Annotated in this window: 24 protein-coding genes; 10 read left to right on the plus strand and 14 right to left on the minus strand. The window is 35.2% G+C overall.

Annotation, left to right across the window (positions count from 1 at the left end):
- Window positions 1-206: 206 nt before the first annotated feature.
- On the minus strand, window positions 207-1034 hold the full coding sequence (gene xth, locus AC6EI2_RS10885; RefSeq protein ID WP_498462329.1) for an exodeoxyribonuclease III: 828 nt from the start codon (window positions 1032-1034) through the stop codon (window positions 207-209).
- 58 nt (window positions 1035-1092) lie between these two features.
- Between xth and AC6EI2_RS10890 the strand changes: the two genes are divergently transcribed.
- The 4 genes from AC6EI2_RS10890 to AC6EI2_RS10905 all read left to right on the plus strand — a co-directional run bounded on the left by AC6EI2_RS10890 (window position 1093) and on the right by AC6EI2_RS10905 (window position 4387).
- Entirely contained in the window at window positions 1093-1428 is a 336-nt protein-coding gene (locus tag AC6EI2_RS10890; protein WP_498462330.1) for a hypothetical protein, read from the plus strand.
- A gap of 70 nt (window positions 1429-1498) precedes the next feature.
- On the plus strand, window positions 1499-2146 hold the full coding sequence (gene patR / locus AC6EI2_RS10895) for a heterocyst master regulator PatR (RefSeq protein ID WP_498462331.1): 648 nt from the start codon (window positions 1499-1501) through the stop codon (window positions 2144-2146).
- A gap of 46 nt (window positions 2147-2192) precedes the next feature.
- Window positions 2193-3419: a nickel pincer cofactor biosynthesis protein LarC gene (larC, locus tag AC6EI2_RS10900; RefSeq protein WP_498462332.1), complete on the plus strand. Its 1227-nt coding sequence runs from the start codon at window positions 2193-2195 to the stop codon at window positions 3417-3419.
- Complete coding sequence (locus AC6EI2_RS10905; RefSeq protein ID WP_498462333.1) at window positions 3419-4387, plus strand: lysylphosphatidylglycerol synthase transmembrane domain-containing protein; 969 nt, start codon at window positions 3419-3421, stop codon at window positions 4385-4387. The genes larC and AC6EI2_RS10905 overlap by 1 nt, the downstream gene beginning before the upstream one ends.
- Window positions 4388-4396: 9 nt before the next feature.
- Here the strand turns inward: AC6EI2_RS10905 and AC6EI2_RS10910 are convergent, their stop codons facing one another.
- From AC6EI2_RS10910 to AC6EI2_RS10925, 4 genes are read right to left on the minus strand one after another with little or no spacing between them, the layout of a single operon-like run.
- A complete protein-coding gene (locus tag AC6EI2_RS10910) occupies window positions 4397-5956 on the minus strand; it encodes an ABC transporter permease (protein WP_498463494.1) in 1560 nt (519 codons plus the stop codon).
- A 55-nt stretch (window positions 5957-6011) separates the two neighbouring features.
- Window positions 6012-7058 (minus strand): CobW family GTP-binding protein, encoded by a 1047-nt coding sequence (locus AC6EI2_RS10915; RefSeq protein ID WP_498462334.1) that lies wholly within the window; start codon window positions 7056-7058, stop codon window positions 6012-6014.
- Window positions 7059-7083: 25 nt separating this feature from the next.
- Window positions 7084-7371: a 4a-hydroxytetrahydrobiopterin dehydratase gene (locus AC6EI2_RS10920; protein ID WP_498462335.1), complete on the minus strand. Its 288-nt coding sequence runs from the start codon at window positions 7369-7371 to the stop codon at window positions 7084-7086.
- Window positions 7372-7390: 19 nt separating this feature from the next.
- Entirely contained in the window at window positions 7391-7852 is a 462-nt protein-coding gene (locus tag AC6EI2_RS10925) for a secondary thiamine-phosphate synthase enzyme YjbQ (protein WP_498462336.1), read from the minus strand.
- 234 nt (window positions 7853-8086) lie between these two features.
- Here AC6EI2_RS10925 and AC6EI2_RS10930 point away from each other — a divergent pair, with 234 nt between their 5' ends.
- Complete coding sequence (locus AC6EI2_RS10930; RefSeq protein ID WP_498462337.1) at window positions 8087-9616, plus strand: carboxypeptidase M32; 1530 nt, start codon at window positions 8087-8089, stop codon at window positions 9614-9616.
- Between the two features lie 112 nt (window positions 9617-9728).
- The gene (locus AC6EI2_RS10935; RefSeq protein ID WP_498462338.1) at window positions 9729-10316 is read left to right on the plus strand and encodes an inorganic diphosphatase; all 588 of its coding nucleotides are present in this window, start codon (window positions 9729-9731) and stop codon (window positions 10314-10316) included.
- 13 nt (window positions 10317-10329) lie between these two features.
- Here AC6EI2_RS10935 and hemC read toward each other — a convergent pair whose 3' ends face one another.
- Both hemC and rpoD read right to left on the minus strand, forming a co-directional pair.
- Window positions 10330-11277, minus strand: a complete 948-nt coding sequence (gene hemC / locus AC6EI2_RS10940) for a hydroxymethylbilane synthase (protein WP_498462339.1) — start codon at window positions 11275-11277, stop codon at window positions 10330-10332.
- A 160-nt stretch (window positions 11278-11437) separates the two neighbouring features.
- Window positions 11438-12700 (minus strand): RNA polymerase sigma factor RpoD, encoded by a 1263-nt coding sequence (rpoD, locus tag AC6EI2_RS10945; RefSeq protein ID WP_498462340.1) that lies wholly within the window; start codon window positions 12698-12700, stop codon window positions 11438-11440.
- Window positions 12701-13114: 414 nt separating this feature from the next.
- On the opposite strand from rpoD, the gene priA reads away from it, so the two are divergent.
- Window positions 13115-15358, plus strand: coding sequence for a replication restart helicase PriA (gene priA / locus AC6EI2_RS10950; protein ID WP_498462341.1), 2244 nt, complete (start codon window positions 13115-13117; stop codon window positions 15356-15358).
- Window positions 15359-15371: 13 nt separating this feature from the next.
- Here priA and AC6EI2_RS10955 read toward each other — a convergent pair whose 3' ends face one another.
- From AC6EI2_RS10955 to AC6EI2_RS10965, 3 genes are read right to left on the minus strand one after another with little or no spacing between them, the layout of a single operon-like run.
- On the minus strand, window positions 15372-16463 hold the full coding sequence (locus AC6EI2_RS10955; protein ID WP_498462342.1) for a DUF3153 domain-containing protein: 1092 nt from the start codon (window positions 16461-16463) through the stop codon (window positions 15372-15374).
- Complete coding sequence (gene argB / locus AC6EI2_RS10960; RefSeq protein ID WP_498462343.1) at window positions 16464-17378, minus strand: acetylglutamate kinase; 915 nt, start codon at window positions 17376-17378, stop codon at window positions 16464-16466.
- Window positions 17371-17934: a DUF2854 domain-containing protein gene (locus AC6EI2_RS10965; protein WP_498462344.1), complete on the minus strand. Its 564-nt coding sequence runs from the start codon at window positions 17932-17934 to the stop codon at window positions 17371-17373. Before AC6EI2_RS10965 ends, argB begins: the two co-directional genes overlap by 8 nt.
- 53 nt (window positions 17935-17987) lie before the next feature.
- Between AC6EI2_RS10965 and AC6EI2_RS10970 the strand changes: the two genes are divergently transcribed.
- Window positions 17988-18179, plus strand: coding sequence for a DUF8666 family protein (locus AC6EI2_RS10970; RefSeq protein ID WP_498462345.1), 192 nt, complete (start codon window positions 17988-17990; stop codon window positions 18177-18179).
- Window positions 18180-18182: 3 nt separating this feature from the next.
- Here AC6EI2_RS10970 and AC6EI2_RS10975 read toward each other — a convergent pair whose 3' ends face one another.
- Complete coding sequence (locus tag AC6EI2_RS10975) at window positions 18183-18617, minus strand: single-stranded DNA-binding protein (RefSeq protein ID WP_498462346.1); 435 nt, start codon at window positions 18615-18617, stop codon at window positions 18183-18185.
- Window positions 18618-18647: 30 nt separating this feature from the next.
- On the opposite strand from AC6EI2_RS10975, the gene AC6EI2_RS10980 reads away from it, so the two are divergent.
- Window positions 18648-19460 (plus strand): precorrin-6A/cobalt-precorrin-6A reductase, encoded by an 813-nt coding sequence (locus tag AC6EI2_RS10980; protein ID WP_498462347.1) that lies wholly within the window; start codon window positions 18648-18650, stop codon window positions 19458-19460.
- A gap of 16 nt (window positions 19461-19476) precedes the next feature.
- Window positions 19477-19800 carry a divalent-cation tolerance protein CutA gene (cutA, locus tag AC6EI2_RS10985; RefSeq protein ID WP_498462348.1) on the plus strand — a complete coding sequence of 108 codons (324 nt, stop codon included), beginning with the start codon at window positions 19477-19479 and terminating at the stop codon, window positions 19798-19800.
- Between the two features lie 11 nt (window positions 19801-19811).
- Here cutA and AC6EI2_RS10990 read toward each other — a convergent pair whose 3' ends face one another.
- The 3 genes from AC6EI2_RS10990 to psb27 all read right to left on the minus strand — a co-directional run bounded on the left by AC6EI2_RS10990 (window position 19812) and on the right by psb27 (window position 22704).
- Window positions 19812-20819 (minus strand): adenosine kinase, encoded by a 1008-nt coding sequence (locus AC6EI2_RS10990; protein WP_498462349.1) that lies wholly within the window; start codon window positions 20817-20819, stop codon window positions 19812-19814.
- Between the two features lie 41 nt (window positions 20820-20860).
- Window positions 20861-22174 carry an adenylosuccinate synthase gene (locus AC6EI2_RS10995; protein ID WP_498462350.1) on the minus strand — a complete coding sequence of 438 codons (1314 nt, stop codon included), beginning with the start codon at window positions 22172-22174 and terminating at the stop codon, window positions 20861-20863.
- A 95-nt stretch (window positions 22175-22269) separates the two neighbouring features.
- Window positions 22270-22704, minus strand: coding sequence for a photosystem II protein Psb27 (gene psb27 / locus AC6EI2_RS11000; RefSeq protein WP_498462351.1), 435 nt, complete (start codon window positions 22702-22704; stop codon window positions 22270-22272).
- Between the last annotated feature and the right edge of the window lie 17 nt (window positions 22705-22721).

Genomic DNA, 22721 nt, shown 5'->3' on the forward strand with positions numbered 1-22721 from the left:
TAAATTTTTGAATCTGTTCAGCATCTGGTTATTTTTTTTTAATCTTTTAAGGAGTTATTTTTCTTGTTGAGCTTGATCCTAAAAACAAGTTGCAGACTGACTTCTTAAGAGGCGATGCCCTTTGAAAAAAATATTTTTTTGCGAATTGTAAATATTTGATTTGTTAATTCTGTGATGATATGAAAATAGAAAATAATCTAATTTTTTTAAAAGAAAAATTCATTTTCAATTTCTGTTGGAGGCCAGCTGATATCGACAACTACAGGTGCATGGTCACTTGGCTTCTCTCTGGATCTTGGTTCTTTATCTATCCAGCAACTATTGGCACAACTAAGAATATCTTCTGTTAAGTAAATATGATCGATTCGCCAACCTTTGTCTCTTTCCCAGGCTGAATGGCGATAATCCCACCAAGACCAATTTTTTCCTCCGGGCTCAAAAATTCTAAAAACATCTTCTAATTCTTCTCCTAAAGCATCTTTAAGTAATTTTCTCTCTTTAGAAGAAGCCATAATTGATTCCTCAAAATTACTTGGTGTGTGTATATCTTTATCTTCAGGAGCAATATTAAAGTCTCCTAATAAACATATAGGTGTATGACTTAAATTTATTTTTCTAAGGTAAGCATGTAATCCTTTTATCCATTTTTCTTTATAAATAAATTTATCTGAATCTAATGATGATCCATTTGGAACATATACATTTATAATTCTAATATCATTTATTTCAGCGCTTATAATTCTTTTTTGCTGACTTAGGAAAGCTAAATCTTTGTAGTCTGAAATTACCGTATCAAAACCAAGCCGTGCATCACTAATCGGGAATTTACTTATAATTGCTACTCCATTATAAGACTTTTGCCCAGAGATAGATACCTCATATCCAAGATTTGAAAAAATTTCAACTGGAAAAAATTGATCTTCTGTTTTTGTTTCTTGTAAACAAAGAATGTCAACGTTGTTTTTGATGAGCCACTCTTTTACATGATCTATTCTTGAACGAATAGAATTTACATTCCATGTTGCGATAAGCAAGACTTAAAATTTCTATTACTTAAGTTATTATCATGTAAATTTAGACCAAAGTTAAGTTTTGAATCAAACTCGAAGTATTATTCATCGTCAATTATTTTTGACCTTCGTTTTCTTAACACCAATTTTAATTACTGCCGGGCGAGTTATTTCCTCTTTAAAAATTACAAAAATTTCAGAAGTAAAAAATTATTCAATCGATGAGAAAAGAAATATTTACAATACTTTTGATGCAGAAAGTCAAATTGATCAAGGTTTGCCTATCGATCCATTCGATTTGATGAATCGTCTAAAGCAATCAGAGGCTATGGATGATGCAACAACTCCATCTGATGCACTCGATGAAGCTCTGAAGGCATTTGATCAGTCACATTATGAAAATGTCCCAAATGAATAAAATTAGAATAGTATTTGTAGGGATTTTGGTAAATTTAAGAATGGTCATTAATGGGCAATTTATTAAATAGATGCAGAACCACCCAATCCCCTTGGTCACTGATCCATTGCAATACAGAGCAATTGGAATTGTTAGAGGTATTTACAAGCCCCAAGATGATGACAATTTTACTCGTGGTAATCTCATTGATACTGAAGGTAATGAAATAGATTCAGTCCTGCTTGGAAGAGTTATAACGTTGATCCGTAATCATGTCTCTCTAGAAAAACCTCACCTGTGGGTTGTATATCCAAGATGTAGGAATAATAAAAATCTTCATTTACAAATCACAGGTATTTGGGAACCAAGCACTTTAAAAAAAGAACTTAATGAGAAAGATGAATTGAATGAAGCTTCAATTTCTAAAGCTGATTCTGATGATTTATTGGAAGGTGATGATTACTTCTCAATCAGAGGAGAATTGGTTTTTACTAAGCCAGAAGATAAGGATTTAGTGGTAAAAATCCGTCAAAAGCCAAGAAATCAAAAAAAGAAAGCTATTCCTTTTAAGCTCAATCTTAAAGGTGAAGTACCTATCAAATATTTAAAACATTTTATTAGCCTTGATGTTCGTCGTTTTGACTATCAACTTTTGGTTGAGGATTTTCAAATTATAGCTCCACTTCTTCAACAAAATATGGATAATAAAAATAGAAAAAGACTTGACAACAAAAATTAGTTTTTTGATTTATAAAAATGTATTCCGTGTATAAATATACTCATAAATGAAATCTATTTTTATTGATTGTTGTCTTGGAATATCTGGAGATATGCTTGCATCAGCATTATTAGATTTAGGTGTTCCGTACTCTCTTTTTTTGAATAACTTAGCAAGTTTAAAAATAGATAAAAATTATAAATTAAAATTTAATCAAGGAGATAGTAACGGATTTAGAGGAATTGTCTGCATAAGAAATGAAAGTGAATTTAAAGAATTATCTAGAAGTTTTAATGATATTAAAAACCTACTTCTTGATTCAAATTTGAATGATTATGTGAAAAGAAAATCTATTAGGGTTTTCGAAATTCTTGCCGAGGCAGAAGGAATTGTTCATGGGAATCAAATTACAGATGTTCATTTTCACGAACTAGGTTCAATTTGTTCCATCGTTGATATTGTTAATGTATGTTCGGCTATAGATTTTTTAAAACCAGACAATATTTATTTTTCAAGTCCACCTTCTGGGAAAGGAATTGTATCTACTTTGCATGGCCCTTTGCCAGTTCCAGTCCCAACAGTTTTAGAGATAGCTAAACAATTCAAAATCCCGTTGATTTTGTTAGACGATGAATATCTTGGTGAAATAACAACACCCACTGGTATTGCATTGATGGCAACCTTTGTAGATAAATTAGGATGCCCAGATAATATAATCATTAAAAAGATTGGTATTGGTTTAGGCAGTAAAAATCTTTCTAGACCTAATTTTTTACGGGTTCTGCTAATAGATTCGCACCAGGCTTATAAAGAAAATAATGATAAGCCTGCATATGAGACCATAATTTGTCAGGAGGCTTGGATCGATGACTCTACCCCAGAAGATATTGCAATTTTAATAGGAAGATTAAGAGCTGCTGGTGCTATAGATGTGATTTGTTATCCGGTTGATATGAAAAAAAATAGAAAAGGTATATGCATAAAAGCTATTATCTACCCAAAACATCAAACTTTAATCAGGGAAGTTTGGTTTAAATATAGTACAACAATTGGAATAAGAGAAAATAAGATTAGTCGCTGGATACTTCCAAGACGAAAACTGTGCTACAAAACTAAATTTGGGGAAGTTAATGTTAAACAAATTATGAGGCCAAATGCCAAGACTTCAATAAAAATAGAACATGATGATTTGACTAAAATATCTTTGGATACAGGAATTGGTATAGAAGAGATTCGCCAAAGATTATTTTTAGAATTATCAGAATTTCTTGAGTTAGATGATCAGTCGAATTGATGCTTAATTTGAAAAAGGTTCAACTTGAAATAAACAGTTTTATATTTTGGATATTATCTAAAATTAATATTAAACTTTTAGTAACATTTATTTGCTTTGTATTTCTTGGGAATTCAATATATGGAAATTCCGAGTCTTTATCTAATCTAACAATTACTAGTCAAAAAATATTATGGCTAATATGGGGGCTTTTATTTAGCTTTTTAAGTTTAATTATTAATGCTTATGCATGGAAGCTTTTAATCGATAATATTGGCTGTAATATATATAAGTTGAATATTATAAAATTATTTTTAGCTACAAACATATATAAATATTTGCCAGGTGGAATATGGCATTTTGTATCTAGATATCATAACTTGCGTTTAGAGCTTTCTAAAGAAAAATCAATTGAATCTATTTTATTAGAGCCAATTTTAATGCTAGTTGCAGGCTTTATTTTTATACCTTTTAGAGGTTTTAATATTGCTATTTATATACTTTGCTGGTCAACCACTCTCATTTTTTTGCCTGCATTTAGACAGTTTGTAGTCAAAAAATTGAAGCTAATGAAGGCAAAAATTTTTAATAATAATGATAATATTAAAGATATAAAATTAGCACAAAATAATCAAAATAATACAAGAAAGATTTTTTATCCCTATAAGCCAATGTTAGTGGAGACTATATTTGTTCTTTTTCGCTTCCTGGGCTTCTTATGTTGTATAAATGCATTCTCTATTGGGACATTTATTTCTTATGGTGAATTAATATCTTACTTTTCTTTTGCATGGATTACTGGCCTTATAATCCCAGCAGCCCCGGGAGGTTTAGGAGTGTTTGAATCTGTAATTCTATTTAGCCTTGGCTCATCACATTTGCCAGAAGCACCTCTGATAGCTGCATTGCTTTGCTATCGCCTTGTTTCAACAATTTCTGATATACTTGCAGCTTTAGTTTACCCTGTTAAAAGATTATTTAAAGTTTAAATATCTGAGTTAATCATTTCTGTTGTTTAGACTGGGTATTAAGGCTAAAGAGGCTATTAATCCCAAGCAAATTATTATCAATGAAGGTAAAATAGATTCTGCCACTCTCTCATCACCGGCATATTGGAATATTCGTACTGAAAGAGTATCAAAATCGAAAGGTCTTAAAATAAAAGTTAAAGGCAATTCTTTTATGGTGTCCACAAAGACAAGAAGGATACCCACCAACATTGGTCCTTTAAGAAGTGGTAGATGTATTTTGAGGAGGACATCTGACCAGTTCTTCCCAAGATTTATTGCTGCATTATCTATATTTGGTGAAATCCTCTCAAAACCAGCATCAAGACCACCTTTAGAAACAGCTAGGAATCTAATGCTATAACCCCATATCAGTAAGCTTAGTATATTTATTTGCCAAATACTTCCTTTAAAGGAAAGAAGAGCAAGAGCTAGAACAGAGCCAGGGATTGCATAGCCAATACTGGATAAAAAGGTCAATATATTTAGCCATTTTTGATTATGCCATCTCTTAGAAATTGATAAAATCAACGATATGAATATCGTTACTAGTGAAACAGCCAAGGCTAAGCTAAAGCTCCTAATAGTTAATCCAATTAGATCTGTATTGAAGCCCTGATTCATCTGATCAATATTTATTGTTGCCCATGTAATTGGAATACCTAATGTAATTATTGGAGGAGTAAAGGTTATAACTTGAGCAAGTAATAAATTCATGCCTTTTAATTCCCATTTTGGTGAGTCTCCATTACTTACTCCGTCTGTCCATCGCTTACTTCTCTCTCTTGATTTACGTTCAATTGCAACTAATAGAAAAACTATAATCAGAGCAAATAAGGCAAGAGCAATGGCACCTGAGGGCTCACCCTCCTCTACCCAGCTCTCAAGTATTCCAGCAGAAATACTTGGAATATTTAAAAGTTGAACGGCACCTAATTCATTTATGATTTCCATCGCCATTAAAGCTAACCCAGCAGTGATTGAGGGAAGAGCTATTGGCAGAGATACTCTAAAAAAACTTTTCCAAGGACCTATCCCAAGGGTTCTGCATGCCTCAATTTGTTTTCTACCACCTTTCTCAAAACTTTCAGAACATAGTAGAAATACATATGGATAGGTTGTGAATGCCATTATTAATACCCCCCAAAACAATCCGGTTATTCTGATGGAATTTATGCTGCCGAGGTCAATGAATGTAGCGGCTAAAAGATAAGCTGGAGTTGCGAAAGGAATTAGCTGGCAAATTCTAAGAATTTTTCGCCCTTTGAAATGGCAATTGGCTAAAATCCAACCATTAGTTACTCCTAAAAATCCTCCTAGAGTTAGAGAAAAAATCAATAATAATAGTGTTCCTTTAATTTCATTAATATTGTTTATCGTCAAATAGATAGATCCTTTTTTAATACCGTATAAAGCCTCTCCTGCGAGGGTGAATAACGGCAATAAAACAAAAAATGTTAATAGGACTACTAAGAACTTTAATATATAGCGACTATTTCTCAATCCGATTAGTTTATAGATAAAGTTTATGCCTTTCTCTTTTTTTAAGATTTTTAAAGTGGATTTGATGTTGTTCAATTTATCTTTTTAAGTTGGTATTTTTTGATTATTTGTCAATACATGCCTTTAATTGAGAGAGCATTTTCAATTTGTCTAATTTTTTACCAATAAAGACAATTTGATTCTTTCTTTCTTCTCCCCAATCACTATCATCAATGGAAATTCTCTTGCCTGCGAGGTGGAAGACATGTCTTCTTTCGCTTTCTCTGAACCAAAGTATACCCTTAGCCCTAAAAACATTACTTTTTAATTGATTATCTAGAAAATATTGGAATTTTCTAAGAGATAAAGGTTCTTTAGTTTGAAAACAAACAGAAAGAAAATCTTCAATTTTATTATCTTCTTCTGAGTGAACATGTCCATGTCCATGTCCATGTCCATGTCCATGTCCATGTCCATGTTCATGTTCATGAGAGTTTTCATGATATGATTCTTCTTGATTTATAAGATCAGTTTCGAATAGACCTACACTTAATAATAGATTTAGAGGAATATTTCCTTTAATACTTTTTAAAATCCTCACATCATTCTTTATTTCTTTTAACTTATCTATGGTATTTTCTATGTCTTTATTATTTACTAAGTCACATTTGTTAAGAAGTAATATATCACCATAAATTACTTGGGATCTTCCTATGGAACTTTCGAAAGCGACATCATTAAAGTTCTCAGCATCTATTAAAGTTATAATAGAGTCTAGTCTTGTTTGATCTCTTAAATCACTTCCAAGTAATGTCATAGCAACTGGAAGAGGATCTGCTAATCCTGTAGTTTCAATTATAATATAATCTAGGCTCTTGTTGGCATTAATTAACTTTTCTATTGCTTCTACTAACTCGCCGTTTATAGAACAACAAATACATCCATTATTTAGCTCTATCATTTCTTCTTCAGTTTTAATTATTAACTCATTATCAATTCCTATCTCACCAAATTCATTAACTAAAACAGCTGTTTTTATACCTTGCTGATTAGTAAGAATATGATTTAATAAAGTTGTTTTTCCTGAACCTAAAAATCCTGATATAATTGTAATCGGAATATTGGTTTTTGAGACTGTATTGTTTTTATCATCTGTTTTAGTTGTTTTCATTTTAATAATAGTAATTAATGATGCGTTAGGGGGTGATTAATTTATCAATAGACTCAGCAAGCTTTATGTCGTTAATGGTAATACCGCCTTTATCGTGAGTAGTTAGATTGATCTTAACTTTATTATATGTATTTTGCCAATCTGGGTGATGATCCATCTTTTCAGATAAAAGAGCGACCTTGCTCATAAAGCCAAAAGCATCTATAAAATTATCGAAATTAAATTCTTTCTTTATCGTATTGTTATATATTATCCAAGAAGGATTGTTTTTTATAAAGTAATCTAGTTGATTTTTCTCTAATAAGGAAACCATGAGTTTTTTTTATTTAATTTTAATTTAAATCAAAATCACCAATAGCATGCAATTGTAATGATCTTGATTTATTTGATGTTCTATGTTCCCAAATATAGATTGCTTGCCATAAACCTATTTCTAATTTACCATTCACAACACTGAAGTTTAAATTATTTGAAGTAAGCATTGTTCTGATATGAGCAGGCATATCGTCTAATCCCTCTTCTGAATGAAGATATTTTATTTTTTGACTGGTTCTGTTATTTGGATAAAATCCCTCCTCTGGGACAATAGCTTGCATGTATGCTGATAGGTCTTTGAGAACATTAATATCCGCATTTTCATTTATAATTAAACTACAGCTTGTATGCTTTAAAAAAATAAGAAGTATTCCTTTTTGAAACTTTTTACATTGGATCCAATGATTAATGTCTTGTGTGATGTCAGTGAATCCTTGTCCATTCGTCTCGAAATCTAATGTTGATAAAATCTGTTCCATTCCTAATAAACTGTATAAGCAAACTATATGAAATATTATCAGGTTTGTTCTTTTCTATTAAGTATAAAGTATTTTGAATTCGAGCTGATTAAAAAAAGATATATTTTTTATCTTCAAATCATGAATAAATAATTTAAATCAGAAATTATGATTTAAATTATTTTAAATTGACCAAATACGGATCTGTTTTCATCAATTTGATATTAGGATTAAATAAATATCAAATGGAATACTTTGTCAAAGTCTGCTTGGCAGCTTTTGGGTGATTACCTAAAGGATACGCAGTTATTGGGATCCATACAAAACACTCTCTATTGGGATCAAAATACATCCATGCCTATTGCTGGCTCGACCTGGAGAGGAGAGCAATTAAGTCTTTTGGCTAAGCAACTTCATGCAAGACAAAGTTCTGAACAGTTCGAACTTTTAATAAAAGAAGCAAAATTCGAACTTCAAAATTTAAAAGAAAAAGACGATTTTGATTCACAACAAATTACAGATCGGTTTAGAAATATTGAATTGCTTGAGCAAGATTTCAATAGACAAAAAAGTTTGGATCCGAAGTTGGTTGTTGAGCTCGCAACAGCAAAGTCTGAAGGTTATATGTTTTGGCAGGAAGCCAAGAAAAATAATGATTTCAAAAGCTTTTCTCCAGCTCTCAAGAAATTAATTTTATTACGAACAGAACAATCCAATCAGCTCGGTGAAGAAAGAAGTTGCTGGGAGACACTTGCCCAACCTTTTGAACCGAACTTAACGATTAATCGTGTAAGCGAACTATTTGAACCTTTAAAAAAAAGATTGCCCGAATTGATTCAGAAGGCTGCGACAATAACAAGTAAAAAAAGTAAGAAATGGGATTTAGCAATTAGCGATCAAGAAAAGCTCTGTCAGATACTTTTAAATGATTGGTCTAGGGATCCTTCTAATACAGCTATAGCCAAGTCGCCTCATCCATTCTCTATAACTTTGGGCCCAGATGATTATCGAATTACGACGCGAATAGTTAAAGGTCAGCCACTTTCTTGCTTATTGGCTACCGCACATGAGTGGGGACATTCTCTGTATGAACAAGGGTTACCATCGCAAAGTCACCAATGGTTTGCATGGCCTTTAGGTCAAGCAACCTCTATGGGTGTTCATGAGAGTCAATCTTTATTTTGGGAAAATAGAATTGCTAGGAGCTTTTCATTTGCAAAGTCTTTTTGGCATCATTTTGAGAATGCAGGTGCTCCAATTCACTCTGGGAATGATTTATGGATCAATCTAAATCCATTTATTCCAGGGTTGAATCGAGTAGAGGCAGATGAGCTTAGTTATGGGTTGCACATAATGATTAGGACTGACTTGGAAATTGATCTTCTCGAGAGAGGGCTTTCTGTAGAGGACCTGCCCAATGAATGGAATAAAAGGTATAGGAACCTTTTAGGTGTTTCGCCTGAAAATGATACTGAGGGATGCTTGCAAGATGTTCACTGGAGTGAAGGGATGTTTGGTTATTTTCCTTCTTATTTGCTGGGTCATCTTATTAGCGCTCAGCTAACAAAAACTCTGGAGGAAGATTTAGGAAAAATTGAAAATATAATTGCATCTAAGGAAATCAGTAAAATATTGGATTGGCTTCGCAGAAATGTTCATCATCATGGGAGAAGTTTGGATTCCGAGGAACTTGTAGAAAAGGTCTCAGGAACGACATTATCGCCAAATTATTTTCTTGAATACTTAGACAATAAACTTGAAAAGCTTTCTAAAATCTCTGAATAAAATAAAAATTTAGTTTTGCATATTTTTTTGTTGAAACTTTTCTAAATTATGTACCAGAACCACATTTACATTTACTTCTTTGATTTACGATGTAGGAACATAAATAAATACTATGGCTAACCTTGACCAAGCACCTAGCAGATCAATGCCTAATCTGCTTCATGTATTACCTGCGTTTGCCAATGAATCTGAACTTAGAGTCAATACAATTGTTGAATTAAATTCAAATACCATAAATAAATACGAACTTATTACTGAAACTGGGCATTTAAAGCTTGATAGAGTTGGATATTCGTCCCTAGCCTATCCTTTTGCTTATGGATGTCTCCCAAGGACATGGGATGAAGATGGTGACCCATTAGATATTGAAATTGTTGGTGTTACTGAACCGTTGATCCCAGGTTCAATTGTTGAGGCAAGGATAATAGGCATTATGACCTTTGATGATGGGGGTGAAGTTGACGACAAAGTAATTGGTGTAATAGCTGATGACAAGAGGATGGATCACATAAAAAGCTTTGAACAATTAGGGAAGCATTGGATCAAAGAAACAACTTATTATTGGGAGCATTATAAGGATCTAAAAAAACCTGGAACTTGTACTGTAAATGGTTTCTTTGATGTAGAAAAAGCAGTTCAGATTATTAAATCCTGCGAGGAGCGTTACTTATCTGAAATAGACCCTAAATTAATTAATTAAATTTTTCAATTATTTAGGCACGTGCAGATTTGAATATTTCTTCTAATATTTCACCAGCACCACGCCCTTTTAGTTCATTAGCTAATTCTATTCCGATTTCCTCCGCAGAGCTTTTCGACCCTTTTTTTATATCTCTAATTAATTTTTTTCCATCTAAGCTTGCAACCATACCCTCAAGAGTTAATTCATTGTTGTTGATTTCAGTTCTAACGCCTATTGGAACTTGACATCCTCCTTCAAGTTCTCTGAGGAACGACCTTTCTGCTAAACATCTTTTAGATGTTGATTCGTGCTCAAGTGTTTTTAAAATATTTAGCACCTCTTGTTGACCATTTACACATTCAATGCCAAGGGCTCCTTGACCAACAGCATGAAGTGAAATATCTGTTGGTATTAATTGATGTATTCGATTAGCAAAACCAAGTCTTTGTAATCCAGCAGCAGCCAAGATTAGGCAGTCATATTCTCCTGAGTCAAGCTTCTCTAATCGTGTTATGACATTTCCTCGTACATCTTTGAAAACAAGACTTGGATAATGGTATCGCAATTGAGCAAGTCTTCTTAAGGAGCTAGTCCCTACCACAGATCCTTCTGGCAGAGTTTCTAGTTTGTAAATTTGATTTTTTTCATTAACGACTAACGCATCCGAAGGGTCTTCCCTTTCTGTTATGCAGCCAAGAATTAATCCCTCTGGAAGGTTGGTAGGTAAATCTTTCAGTGAGTGGACTGCAATATCGGCACGACCAACAAGCATTTGAGCTTCAAGTTCTTTAGTGAACAGACCTTTATCTCCTATTTTTGCTAAGGCTACATCAAGTATTTTGTCACCCTGCGTAGCCATTGCTTCAATAGTGATAGCAAGATCAGGATGGGCCTTTTGGAGTTCATCTCGTACCCAATTCGTCTGAACCATGGCCAGCTGGCTTCGGCGAGAGGCGATGCGCAGTTGGTCTAGTGTCATTAGCAAATATTTTCTATTTCTTTACCTTAAGCAGTCAACCTTACCAAATTAAAATTCTTGGAAAATAATTTAATAAGGTTAATGTGAAATGAGATTTACCAAATAGCAAATTCTAGGCTTAGTAATCGCTCAGAAATGTAAAGTTTATGGTTTTATTATTTTAGTTTAGCTTGATATATTCTTTGAGTACCCCGTTTCTATTTGGATGACGGAGTTTTCTGAGAGCCTTAGCCTCTATCTGTCTTATCCTCTCTCTAGTTACATCAAAAATCTGTCCAATTTCTTCAAGGGTTTTCATTCTCCCATCATCTAAGCCATAACGAAGTCTTAGAACATCTCTTTCTCTAGGACTTAATGTAGCAAGAACACCCTCCAAATCCTCTCTTAGTAGGGTTTTTGCTACATCTTGTTCAGGATTTTCTATATCTGCTTCAATGAAATCACCAAGTCTAGAATCTTCTTCTTTCCCAATAGGTGTCTCTAAAGAAATGGGTAGTTGGGCACTTTTGGCTATAAATCTAAGTTTCTCAATTGTCATTTCCATGCTTTCGGCGATTTCTTCTTCGGTTGGCTTCCTTCCAAACTCTTGACTTAAAACTTTAGTGGTTTTTTTTATTCGAGAAATTGTTTCATATAAATGCACAGGCAAACGAATTGTTCTGCTTTGATCTGCAATTGCTCTGGTAATAGCCTGTCTGATCCACCAGGTAGCGTAAGTTGAAAATTTATATCCTTTCTCATGGTCAAATTTCTCAGCTGCACGAATGAGACCAAGACTTCCTTCTTGGATAAGATCTTGAAAAGATAATCCTCTATTCATATATTTTTTTGCAATCGAAACTACTAATCGCAGGTTCGATTGCACCATTTTTTCTTTTGCTCGTCTACCAAGCATTAATCGCCGTCGAAAGCGAGTTAATGGCATCTCTGCAAGAGCTGCCCATTCTTTTACTGATGGGAAATGTCCATTCTCACTTTCAAATTGCGCGGCTTCTTCCTCTAATTGAAGAAGATCAGCTATCTTTCTTGCTAACTCGATTTCTTCATCAGGCCTGAGAAGTCTTATACGACCAATTTCTTGTAAATAAACCCTAATCGAATCTTCTGTATAAACACCCTTTGGACCAATTTTGATACTTGCTAAAGCTTTGGCTGCTGCTTCTTGAGCACTAGATAGAACTGAGGCATTATCGTCATCATCATCAAGTTCTATATCTGCTTCAGGTACTTTATTTGCTTCAGCAATTAATTTATCAGCCTCTAGATCTAAATCAATTTTTAGATCATTTGAAGATTCTTGAGGAAGAGTTTGAGTTTCTTTAGTCACGTTTACTTTAGCGGCTGTTTTTTTAATTTTTTTGGAATTGTTGTTACTTTCCTGATTAAGAGAAATATTTTTAGATGTCTTTTTTTCCTTTAACATGATTTTTTCCGGATGTTTTTGTGGTCTGTTGCAGAGCTCAGGTTATTACCCGAAAAATGGTGGAATCTCCTAGAGATGATATTTCAGGAAAAACTATTTAATTTTTAAAAATTGAACAAAAACACTCTAATTTGAGAATGTCCTCAATCGTGACAAATCTTGCGAAAAATCACATGACATCAATTTGGACTTGCAAATTATGAAGGATGTTTTGTTGAGGAATGAAAATGTATAAGCAAGGATGTCAGGGGATTTCTCAGACCGGCTTATCTAAGAATTGGATTTTTCCTATTCTTGACAAAGCTTCTAGTCTTCCCTCTGGGTGGAATTTTGCAAGTTCCACAACAGCTTTAAAGCTGTTCACAATCCAATGGTAGAAAAAATTCCTGAAGTCGGCAAGTATTAAATAATGATATGAATCCTTTTATATTTGATATTTGGTTGCATGTAGGTCGTGAAGGACGATGTTTCTCTTATCGGGATGGAAATAATTTAGGAATTGATTTGGGCGATGTCGTAACAGTGCGTTTGAAAGGGCGAAGCATGCAAGGGCTGGTAGTTAATAAGATGGAAAAAAGCATAACTAATTCAAAAGGAAACTCTGAAAATATTTCATTCAATAATGTGGAAACATTAGTTCAAAAAGCAGCTATCAAAAAAGAATGGAGAGAGTGGTTAGAGGAAATGGCTCGTGAATTGTATGTAAGTGATTTCCAGATGCTTAAGACCGCGTTACCTCCTGGTTGGTTGGGAAGGTCAAAACTATCGAATAGACCTAAAAAACTTTGGTGGGTGAAATTGGCGAACAAGAATCATCAGGGAAAGATATCTCCCAGACAGGTTGAGTTAAAGAAAATTTTACTTACAAATGGAGGAGGGAAATGGCAAAAAGACTTAGAGGCTGAAGGGTTTTCTTCTTTATTGATTAGAAATTTTGTTTCGGCTGGTTGCGGAGAAAGAGAAAAACGTCTGTTTCTCTCAAATACTTTTGCTGCTGAAGACTCCAATGAAAAGATGAAGGTGAATATTGAGGCCCCTCAACTACTAACTTTAGAGCAAAAATCAGCAAAAGAAAAATATGAGTCTCTTCCAAATGGATCAGTTCTATTGCTTTGGGGTGTTACTGGATCTGGTAAGACAGAAGTATACCTACAAACTGTAGCTCTTGAGTTGTCTGAAAGTAGACATTGTCTTGTACTCACGCCTGAAATTGGTTTGGTGCCACAATTGGTTGATCGCTTTCGAAAAAGATTTGGATTAAATGTTTTTGAGTACCATAGTAATTGTTCTAATGGTGAGAAAATTCATGCATGGAAGAGATCTTTACAGACTACAAAACCAAGTGTATTCATAGGTACTCGCTCAGCTGTCTTTTTACCATTATCGAACTTAGGATTGATCGTGCTTGATGAAGAACATGATAGCTCTTATAAGCAACAATCTCCCATGCCTTGCTACCATGCAAGAGAGCTGGCAATTCATCGGGCAAAAAGAATTGGAGCCAAAGTAATACTTGGAACTGCAACTCCCTCTCTAAATGTTTGGAAAAATATAAAACCCAATGGCAATGTGGTTGTTGCAAAATTAAGCCAACGGATTTTGAATCGTAAAGTGCCAACTGTCAATATTGTAGATATGCGGGAGGAATTAGCTATTGGAAATCGAAGTTTGATTAGTAGATATCTAAAACAACAGCTTTTGAAGACAAAAGAGAGTGGCAATCAAGCCATCATTCTAGTCCCTAGGCGTGGATATAGTAGTTTTTTAAGTTGCCGTAGTTGTGGAGAGGTTGTTCAATGTCCTCATTGTGATGTTGCGCTAACTGTACATCGTTCGAAAGATGGGATTGAATGGCTACGTTGTCATTGGTGTGACTTTCGTTCGAGCATTAGTAATAAATGTGGAGAATGTGGCTCAAATGCTTTTAAACCGTTTGGTACCGGGACACAAAGAGTTATGGATCATCTAGAAAGAGAACTTGAGGGTATAAGTCTACTAAGGTTTGATAGGGATACAACTAGAGGCCGTGATGGTCATAGATTGTTGTTAGAAAGATTCGCTAATGGTGACGCCGATATCTTGGTTGGCACTCAGATGCTCTCTAAGGGTATGGATTTACCAAAAGTAACTCTAGCCGTTGTCCTGGCGGCAGATGGTTTATTGCATCGCCCTGATTTAATGGCTACTGAAGAAACTCTTCAACTTTTTATGCAATTGGCTGGTCGTGCTGGACGTGGCGAGAAGCCTGGGAAGGTTGTAGTGCAAACTTATTGTCCTGAACATCCTGTTATTCGTCATTTGATTGACGGAAGGTACGAAGAATTTTTGAAGAAAGAAGAAAAGACCAGAAGAGAAGCTGCGATGGTTCCATACAGTCGGGCCTGCTTGTTAAGGTTCTCTGGCGAATCTTCTGAGTTGACATCAAAGGGAGCATTTCATGTCTTATCAAAAATCAATCATGCTTGTAGTCAAAAAGGTTGGAAATTGGTCGGCCCAGCACCTTCATTGGTTGAGAGAGTTGCAGGTAAAAGCCGTTGGCAACTTCTTTTGTACGGTCCTCAATCAAGTCAGATCCCACTTGCCTATGGACCTGAATTATGGAAAGATTTACCAAAAGGAGTAAATCTTTCTATTGATCCTGATCCGATACAATTATGAGTTTTTATCTTGATTAAGGTGGTAGTTCTGGGAAACCGAAACCCATTTGGAGGCGGAATCTTTGTAGGGATAGGCTCAGTAAAGTTAAAGCAATTATCACGATAATCCCAATTGAAATTTGGTTCCATTCCCAATTTGAAATTTCAAGTTGGTTAATCTCACCAATCTCAAGAGGTAAGAATGCTGAGCCTTCCTTAAAACTGGTTTCAAGAGGTTTGGTCCTGAAATTATTTTTATTACCAACGTCGTTAATGATTATGTTTATTTTTAATCCAGGGATTTTTGGGATTTCTTTTAAATCAAAATAAATTTTAAAATTTTGACTTGTGCCAATTAACCAGTTTTTGTTGTTTGTAATTATTTCAGGTTTATTTATATTGAACCCGCTAGTTTTCGCGGCTACTGAAGCTATTTGTTGAAGTAATTTATTTGCTTCTTCAAAACGAATAGTTGGTGATTCAAAATGCTGTGTTCCTTCCTTAGTATGGAGTCTTAAAATGCTATTTTTTTTTGCAAGATTATCTTCAAATTCCATCTGCCATGGAATTAATTTACCAGAATTGCTATCTATATCAAGTGAAAACTTGAGTCGATCAGGACCAGTAATACTCAAGTTGGTTGACATGTTGACGCAACCACTAAGAAGAAAAGTTAATAATAAAATAATTAATAAAGCTGTTATTGAAAATCCAAAGTCTAAATTTTTCGTCGTACCAGTTGGAGGATGGTAAATTTTCTCTTTCTTCTTTTTCGCTCTTTTAAATGACGATTTTAGAGATGGCTCCATCTCTATTTTTGGTATTTCTACCGACCAGTTTGAAGGCCTTGGTAATTGTGGGGCTTCGAGTATTGATAAAAGCTGTTTGGCTTGTTGACGGACACTTTCTTTTTTGTTATGAATTAATGTTTGGCAAACATTAATCGCTTTTTGTTCATCACCTTTGCCCATGTAGGCAGTAACTATAATTAGTCTAAGCTGTCCTCCTATTGCTGTCTCTGCTTTGCATTCTAGGAGTAGAGGATTAACTATTTTTATGCAAAAACCATAGTCACCTTTATCTAGGGCCGCTTCAGCAGCTTTTATAACTGAAGCTATATCAGGCATTTAACCTCTACCCGTAACCATTGTTCCAATACCTGCATCAGTGAAAAGTTCTAGTAGAAGTGCGTGAGGAGTTCGTCCGTCAATGATATGAGCAGCCTTTACCCCTTGGGCAAGAGAACGAATACAACATTCAACTTTTGGTTTCATACCTGATTTTACTATCCCTCTATCAATTAATTCTCTGGCTTCCGATAGACGTATCTTTTCTATTAAGGAAGAAGGATCATTTTCATTCCTTAAGATGCCAGGAGTATCTGTTAGAAGGATTAATTTTTCTGCACCAAGTGCTGCCGCAAGCTCTCCAGAAACAGTATCAGCATTAATATTGTGTGATCTACCATCAGAAGAGTTTGCAACACTAGAAATGACTGGGATGTATCCTTCTTCAAGAAGAGGGCTAAGTATCTTTATATTTACTTTCGCAACTTCTCCCACAAGACCATGACTTCCGTCTCCAAGCGTTCTTGCCTCAACAAGTCCACCATCTATTCCACATAGCCCGACAGCTAGGCTTCCGTGATTGTTGATTCCGCCTACTATCTGCTTATTTACTCTTCCAGCAAGAACCATTTCTACCACATCCATGGTCTTTGGATCAGTAATTCGCAAACCATCATGGAAAACAGGCATTATTCCTAATTTTTCCAACCATTGGTTTATTTCTGGTCCTCCCCCGTGAATGACTACTATTTGTACGCCAACAGACGAAAGAAGAGCTAGATCTCTAAAAACTGCATTTTGAAGAGTTTTGTCTGTCATTGCTGAGCCACCATATTTGACTACGATCCTTTTATTTTCAAAACGCTGAATATAAGGAAGCGCCTCGCTTAAGACAGAGACTCGTATTGAATCTTTGTCGGAAAAAGTTTTATTGGAATTCTTACTGGATTTAGCTTGTTGCTCTTCTTTATTCATTTTCTTGTGGATTTTCTTCTTGTTTTTGCGGAAGTAGGGTTAAATCTAATTCACCGGGTGTGGGGCAAAATAGTTCAGCCCGCAAACCCTTAGCAAAGAATCTTCCTAAACGCTCTTTTTGAGCATTCCATCTTTCTAAAGATACAGCAGCCATTTCAAATCTCATTCGTATTCCATAATTACCATCTTTGACCAATTCTTCTACTTCTTTAAGTTGGGGAGGAGTGTCTATATCCCAAAGCTTTAATACTCTTAGAGATGCTTCAAGCTGGCAAGATTGACCATAGCGCCATCTGGTCACATCTTTCACTAGTTTTCCTAGCTCTTCAGGAGCTTTATCTCTTTCTGATGCAAACTTTGATGCAGGAACTACTCTTAGGGCAGGGGGAACTTCCGTGGTTTTCAATGATATACCTATAAGGAATATAGGTACTCCATAAAAGAAAGTTGGTACACTGAGATTTGTTGCATCAGTGAAATAGGCTGTTAATCCAATTAGAGAAAGGGATGCTCCTCCTATGGTGATGAGGCTTGCCGGTGAAAGAAGTTTATTCATGAGTGTAATTTTGGCTAAAATCTGGGTCAGATGGGTTTTCAGGAGACAGTCTCATGGCCTCACACCAAAAACAATTTTCTGAATTAACTGAACTTGTTGAGAAATTAAACAAGGATAGAGCGTGGATCCTTGAACAATTAGATAGAGGTACCTGGCCTGAATTTAGACCTGATCTGGCCGCTTTGGAGAGAGAATTAGGTCAGCTTTTAACTAGGGCTACAGAATACATTGAAGAAAATTGTTGATTTTCAAAATGGAATGTCATCAGTATCTGGTACTAACGGCGAACTGTCCCATTTAACCCCTTCGTTATTTAAAGAATTTGCGGAATCGCTTTGTAGGTTCTGTTGAGTTTTAGAAGGTGCTGAAACATTTGGACTAGAAGAAAAAGGGTGAATTCTTGAAAGAGTAAACTCAGCTCGCTTCTCTTTAGTTCCATCCGGTCGAGGAACAGTATTCATTCTTAGGCGTCCTTCGATTACTAATCTAGAATTGACTTGAACTGTGTTTTGAAGTTCTTCTGCTAATTTTCCCCAGCCAACTACTTTTAGTGCGCAGGCAGGGTCGTCAGCACGGAGACTGTCAAATTCAACTTCTAATTCAGCTAGCGGAGTTTTGTTGTCTTGGGTAAAACGAACTGTTGGGGCTTTTTTTACCAGGACCTCAAGCATGCAATGGTTCATTTTTTTTTCCTTTAGCTATTGTGGTTTATCTTGATTGATACAAGGGAAAAATGCCAGTCTCATCTTTGGTTGTTAACAGGAACAGTCGAAGGTCATATTTTTGCTAAGTCTTTATTGAAAGAAGGCTGGAAAATTACTGTGAGCGTTGTTTCAGATAGAGCCTCAATTCCCTATGAAAAATTAAACTTAGAGGAAATATTGGTTGGGGCCTTGACTACTGAGCAAGAGATACAGGATGTCATATTAAAAGCAAGAGTTAATCACAATGGATTTGATTGTGTCATTGATCTGACTCATCCGTTCGCTATAAACATTACAGGGGCAATCTCAAAAGTTTGTAGAAAACTAGATCAACCTTTCATAAGGTATGAAAGGGCTATTGATAATATTTTAAATGCATTTTTAATAAAAAAATTTACTGATTTGGGAAATTATGAACTAACTAATAAATCTATTTTGCTCGCTGTAGGTGTAAGACATCTCAAAGAAGCACTAACTATTGTAAGGGATTCAGGAGCTGAAGTTTATGCAAGAGTTTTAGCTAATCCAGAAAGTATAAAAATGACTTTGTCTTCATCAATTCCAGAAGGAAATTTTGCGGTATTAAACCCTTCTGTTTCTAGTGATGGGAAAATTGAGAAAGCACTTATTAGGAAATGGAATATTGATGGAGTCGTTTGCAGGCAATCAGGAGGGAAAAATGAAATCTTATGGCAAGAAATTTGTTCAAGTATGAGTATCAATCTTTGGTTGTTGGAAAGACCTTTTAAATTTAAATCTATTAATTCAATAGATAGTTATGAAAAATTAATTAAAAGATTAAAATCTATTAATATGGAGTAATAAGAATTTAGAGATCATGTCCTTATCTGATTTTAATCAAAAACTTTATTTAATTATAACTACTGAGGCAGATAAAAAAAATGCGACTAAAATAGCTAATTTACTCTTGAGCGAGAAATTAATACCTTGTGTGACTTTTAAAAATATCGAATCACATTTTTGGTGGGAAGGTGATATTGTTCAGGCAAAAGAGGTACAATTATTGATTAAGTGTAGAGAGGAAAATGTAAATAAAGTTATTGGTAAGATCTCTGATTGTCACAGTTACGATGTGCCAGAAATAATTTATTTCCCTGTTTCAGCCAATAATAAATTTCATAATTGGGTGAATTCTATTTGAGTCTTAAATATTTATTTTTCCAGATTTGAGCTAACTAATTGTAAAAGATTAGTATTTGATCTAGATCCTAATTGTGTAACTATGTGTCCTGCACAAATAGATCCAATTTTTGCAGATATTTCTGGCTCTAGACCATCTGCAAGCCCTTTTAAGAAGCCTCCAGCATAAAGATCTCCTGCACCTGTGGTATCAATAGCCTTCCCGAAAATGAAAGGATCTATATTTCTTTCTTTGCCATTTGAAATTAGAATTGATCCTTTTTTCCCAATTGTGATTGCCGCAAGGTCACATTTGTTTTTCAATTTCTCAATGGCTGCATTTAAAGAAGATGTTTTATATAAAGTTGTTATTTCATCTTCATTGGCAAATAAAATATCTACATAGTCTGCCACTAGTTTTACAAAACTTTCGCGGTGTCTAATCACACAAAATGAATCAGAAAGGGATAAGGCAACCTTTCGACCTGAATTTTTAGCTATTTCTGCAGCTTTGATAAATGCCCTTTTGGCGGCTGAGTTGTCCCAAAGGTACCCCTCTAAATATAGTATTTTTGCCTTCTTGACTGCTGAGAGATCCAGATCATTAGGTTCTAATAAAACTGATGCGCCCAAATAAGTGCACATCGTTCTCTGAGCATCGGGAGTGATAAAAATAATGCACCTTGCAGTAGACGGACCAATGGATGATGTGGGCGTTTTGAAAATGGTCCCAGTTTTTGATATCTCTTCCGTAAAGATTTCTCCTAGGTTGTCATTCCTGACCCTTCCAATGAAGGCTGCCCTCCCCCCTAATTCCGCTATGCATGCCAATGAATTTGCAACAGAGCCTCCTGATCTCTGAATTCTATTAGTAGTAATTTCATAAAGTTCTTTAGCTTTATTTTCATCAATCAATGTCATTGACCCTTTTTTGAGAGACAGTCTTTCAAGGAGAGAATCGTCTGTAGTTGTTAATACGTCTACAATTGCATTGCCAATACCTACTATGTCAAGAGAGGGATTATTTGTCTTATTGGTCATCAAGTAAATTTGAAAAACATAAGTGCATTATTACTCGCTCCCTAAGAATTTAAAAGAGCTCTTTTTGGTCCGTGAATAGGGTCCTCAATAACAATTGTTTGATCTCTATTAGCTCCCAGCGAAACTATTGCTATGGGGACTTCCATTAGTTCAGCCAGGAACCGCAAGTAACTCATTGCAGCAGGAGGTAGGTCCTCTAGGCTTCGGCAATTCTCCGTAGAACTTTTCCAGCCAGAAAGCTTTTTAAAAATGGGGGTGCATTTTTCAAAATCTTCAACACTACTTGGGAAATAATCAATTCTTGTGCCATCTAATTCATAAGCGACACAAACATGAATTTCATCAAGTTCATCTAAAACGTCTAATTTAGTGATAGCAAGACAATCCAATCCATTCACCTCAACTGCATATTTACCAATTACCCCATCAAACCAGCCACATCTTCTCCTTCGTCCAGTGGTTGTTCCAAATTCACCACCTCTATTACAAAGCTGATCATTAATACTTCCTTGCAATTCGGTTGGGAAGGGCCCCTCTCCAACTCTGGTTGTATATGCTTTGGCTACACCAATAACTCTGTCTATGAGAGTAGGACCCACTCCTGCACCAATGCAGGCGCCTCCTGATACGGGATTAGAGGAAGTTACATAAGGGTAGGTCCCATGATCAAGATCTAAAAGAGTTCCTTGAGCTCCCTCGAATAAGATATTTTTCTTCTTTCTTGCTGCTTGATGAATTGTTCTATTGCAGTCAACAATATGTTTTTCTAGCTGTTTCCCATAATCAAGATACTCTTCAACTATTTCATCAGTGATTAATGGCTCAATTCCGTAAATCTTTTGGAGGAGACCATTCTTTTCTGCTAACGGGACCTTTAATCTTTCTTGAAGTTTTTCTCTGCTCAGTAGATCAATAATTCTGATTCCATTCCTTTGTGACTTGTCGGCATAAGTTGGTCCGATTCCCCTACCAGTAGTACCAATTTTTTGGAGACCTCTTGTTTTCTCCATCGCCATGTCTAGAAGACGATGATAGGGCATCGTTACATGAGCTGTTGAGGCTAGTTTTAGCCCTGAGATATCAATTTCGTTATCTTTAAGCATTTTTATTTCTTTAATCATCACTTTTGGATCAACAACCGTTCCCGATCCAATAAGACAAATCGTATCTTGATACAAAATCCCAGAGGGTATTAAATGCAATTTAAGGACTTTATCCTCTACAACAATTGTATGACCGGCATTAACACCACCTTGATAGCGAACAACTACATCTGCGGAGCGGCTGAGCAAATCGGTGATTTTGCCTTTGCCTTCATCACCCCATTGCGCTCCTATGACTACAACATTTGCCAAGGAAGAAAATTCGGCTCGAAACCGATTTACTTTAGAAGAGATAACATTTGCAGATAGCCATACCCTGAGTCAAAGAAATGAATTAAAGTTTATCTTTAATCTTCTCTAAGTACCAATTTCTCTGCTTTAGAAAGTTCTTTATTTAATCTTTCTTTGAGCTTTTCGGGTACTGGTCTATTCGCGAAAGTTTTGTAATGACCTGATAAAGCATTTAACGCAGTTTGCATTGTTGTGAAGGTCGTGGACGTATTTACTTGAGACCGATTCCTATATCTTGAAATGTAATCGCTTATTAGAAAAACAGCTTCTTTTTCTTCCTCTGACAGGCCTTTATCTTCTTTTGGTAAAGTTATGGTCTCCTTTAGAACCGAAGAGACTGAAATAGTATCTTTAGCAAAATCGCCAGTCATGAGTGTTTTAGCTGCATTTACTTCTGAGGCGAATTGGAAGAATATGAGGCAGAAGCCAAGGCAGATAGCCAAAGCTGCCCTCACCAACCTGATGGAGAGGTGATGAAAGGCCGAAATCATTTTTTTTTTGCAGTTAA

This window comes from Prochlorococcus sp. MIT2302 (assembly GCF_059772385.1).

Excerpts from the sequence above, each read along its gene's own strand:
- patR (WP_498462331.1), top strand. The coding sequence starts at position 1,499 with ATGCAGAACCACCCAATCCCCTTGGTCACTGATCCATTGCAATACAGA.
- larC (WP_498462332.1), top strand. The coding sequence starts at position 2,193 with ATGAAATCTATTTTTATTGATTGTTGTCTTGGAATATCTGGAGATATG.
- AC6EI2_RS10905 (WP_498462333.1), top strand. The coding sequence starts at position 3,419 with ATGCTTAATTTGAAAAAGGTTCAACTTGAAATAAACAGTTTTATATTT.
- AC6EI2_RS10915 (WP_498462334.1), bottom strand. The coding sequence starts at position 7,058 with ATGAAAACAACTAAAACAGATGATAAAAACAATACAGTCTCAAAAACC.
- AC6EI2_RS10920 (WP_498462335.1), bottom strand. The coding sequence starts at position 7,371 with ATGGTTTCCTTATTAGAGAAAAATCAACTAGATTACTTTATAAAAAAC.
- AC6EI2_RS10925 (WP_498462336.1), bottom strand. The coding sequence starts at position 7,852 with ATGGAACAGATTTTATCAACATTAGATTTCGAGACGAATGGACAAGGA.
- AC6EI2_RS10935 (WP_498462338.1), top strand. The coding sequence starts at position 9,729 with ATGGCTAACCTTGACCAAGCACCTAGCAGATCAATGCCTAATCTGCTT.
- hemC (WP_498462339.1), bottom strand. The coding sequence starts at position 11,277 with ATGACACTAGACCAACTGCGCATCGCCTCTCGCCGAAGCCAGCTGGCC.
- rpoD (WP_498462340.1), bottom strand. The coding sequence starts at position 12,700 with ATGTTAAAGGAAAAAAAGACATCTAAAAATATTTCTCTTAATCAGGAA.
- priA (WP_498462341.1), top strand. The coding sequence starts at position 13,115 with ATGAATCCTTTTATATTTGATATTTGGTTGCATGTAGGTCGTGAAGGA.
- AC6EI2_RS10955 (WP_498462342.1), bottom strand. The coding sequence starts at position 16,463 with ATGCCTGATATAGCTTCAGTTATAAAAGCTGCTGAAGCGGCCCTAGAT.
- argB (WP_498462343.1), bottom strand. The coding sequence starts at position 17,378 with ATGAATAAAGAAGAGCAACAAGCTAAATCCAGTAAGAATTCCAATAAA.
- AC6EI2_RS10965 (WP_498462344.1), bottom strand. The coding sequence starts at position 17,934 with ATGAATAAACTTCTTTCACCGGCAAGCCTCATCACCATAGGAGGAGCA.
- AC6EI2_RS10970 (WP_498462345.1), top strand. The coding sequence starts at position 17,988 with ATGGCCTCACACCAAAAACAATTTTCTGAATTAACTGAACTTGTTGAG.
- AC6EI2_RS10975 (WP_498462346.1), bottom strand. The coding sequence starts at position 18,617 with ATGAACCATTGCATGCTTGAGGTCCTGGTAAAAAAAGCCCCAACAGTT.
- cutA (WP_498462348.1), top strand. The coding sequence starts at position 19,477 with ATGTCCTTATCTGATTTTAATCAAAAACTTTATTTAATTATAACTACT.
- AC6EI2_RS10990 (WP_498462349.1), bottom strand. The coding sequence starts at position 20,819 with ATGACCAATAAGACAAATAATCCCTCTCTTGACATAGTAGGTATTGGC.
- psb27 (WP_498462351.1), bottom strand. The coding sequence starts at position 22,704 with ATGATTTCGGCCTTTCATCACCTCTCCATCAGGTTGGTGAGGGCAGCT.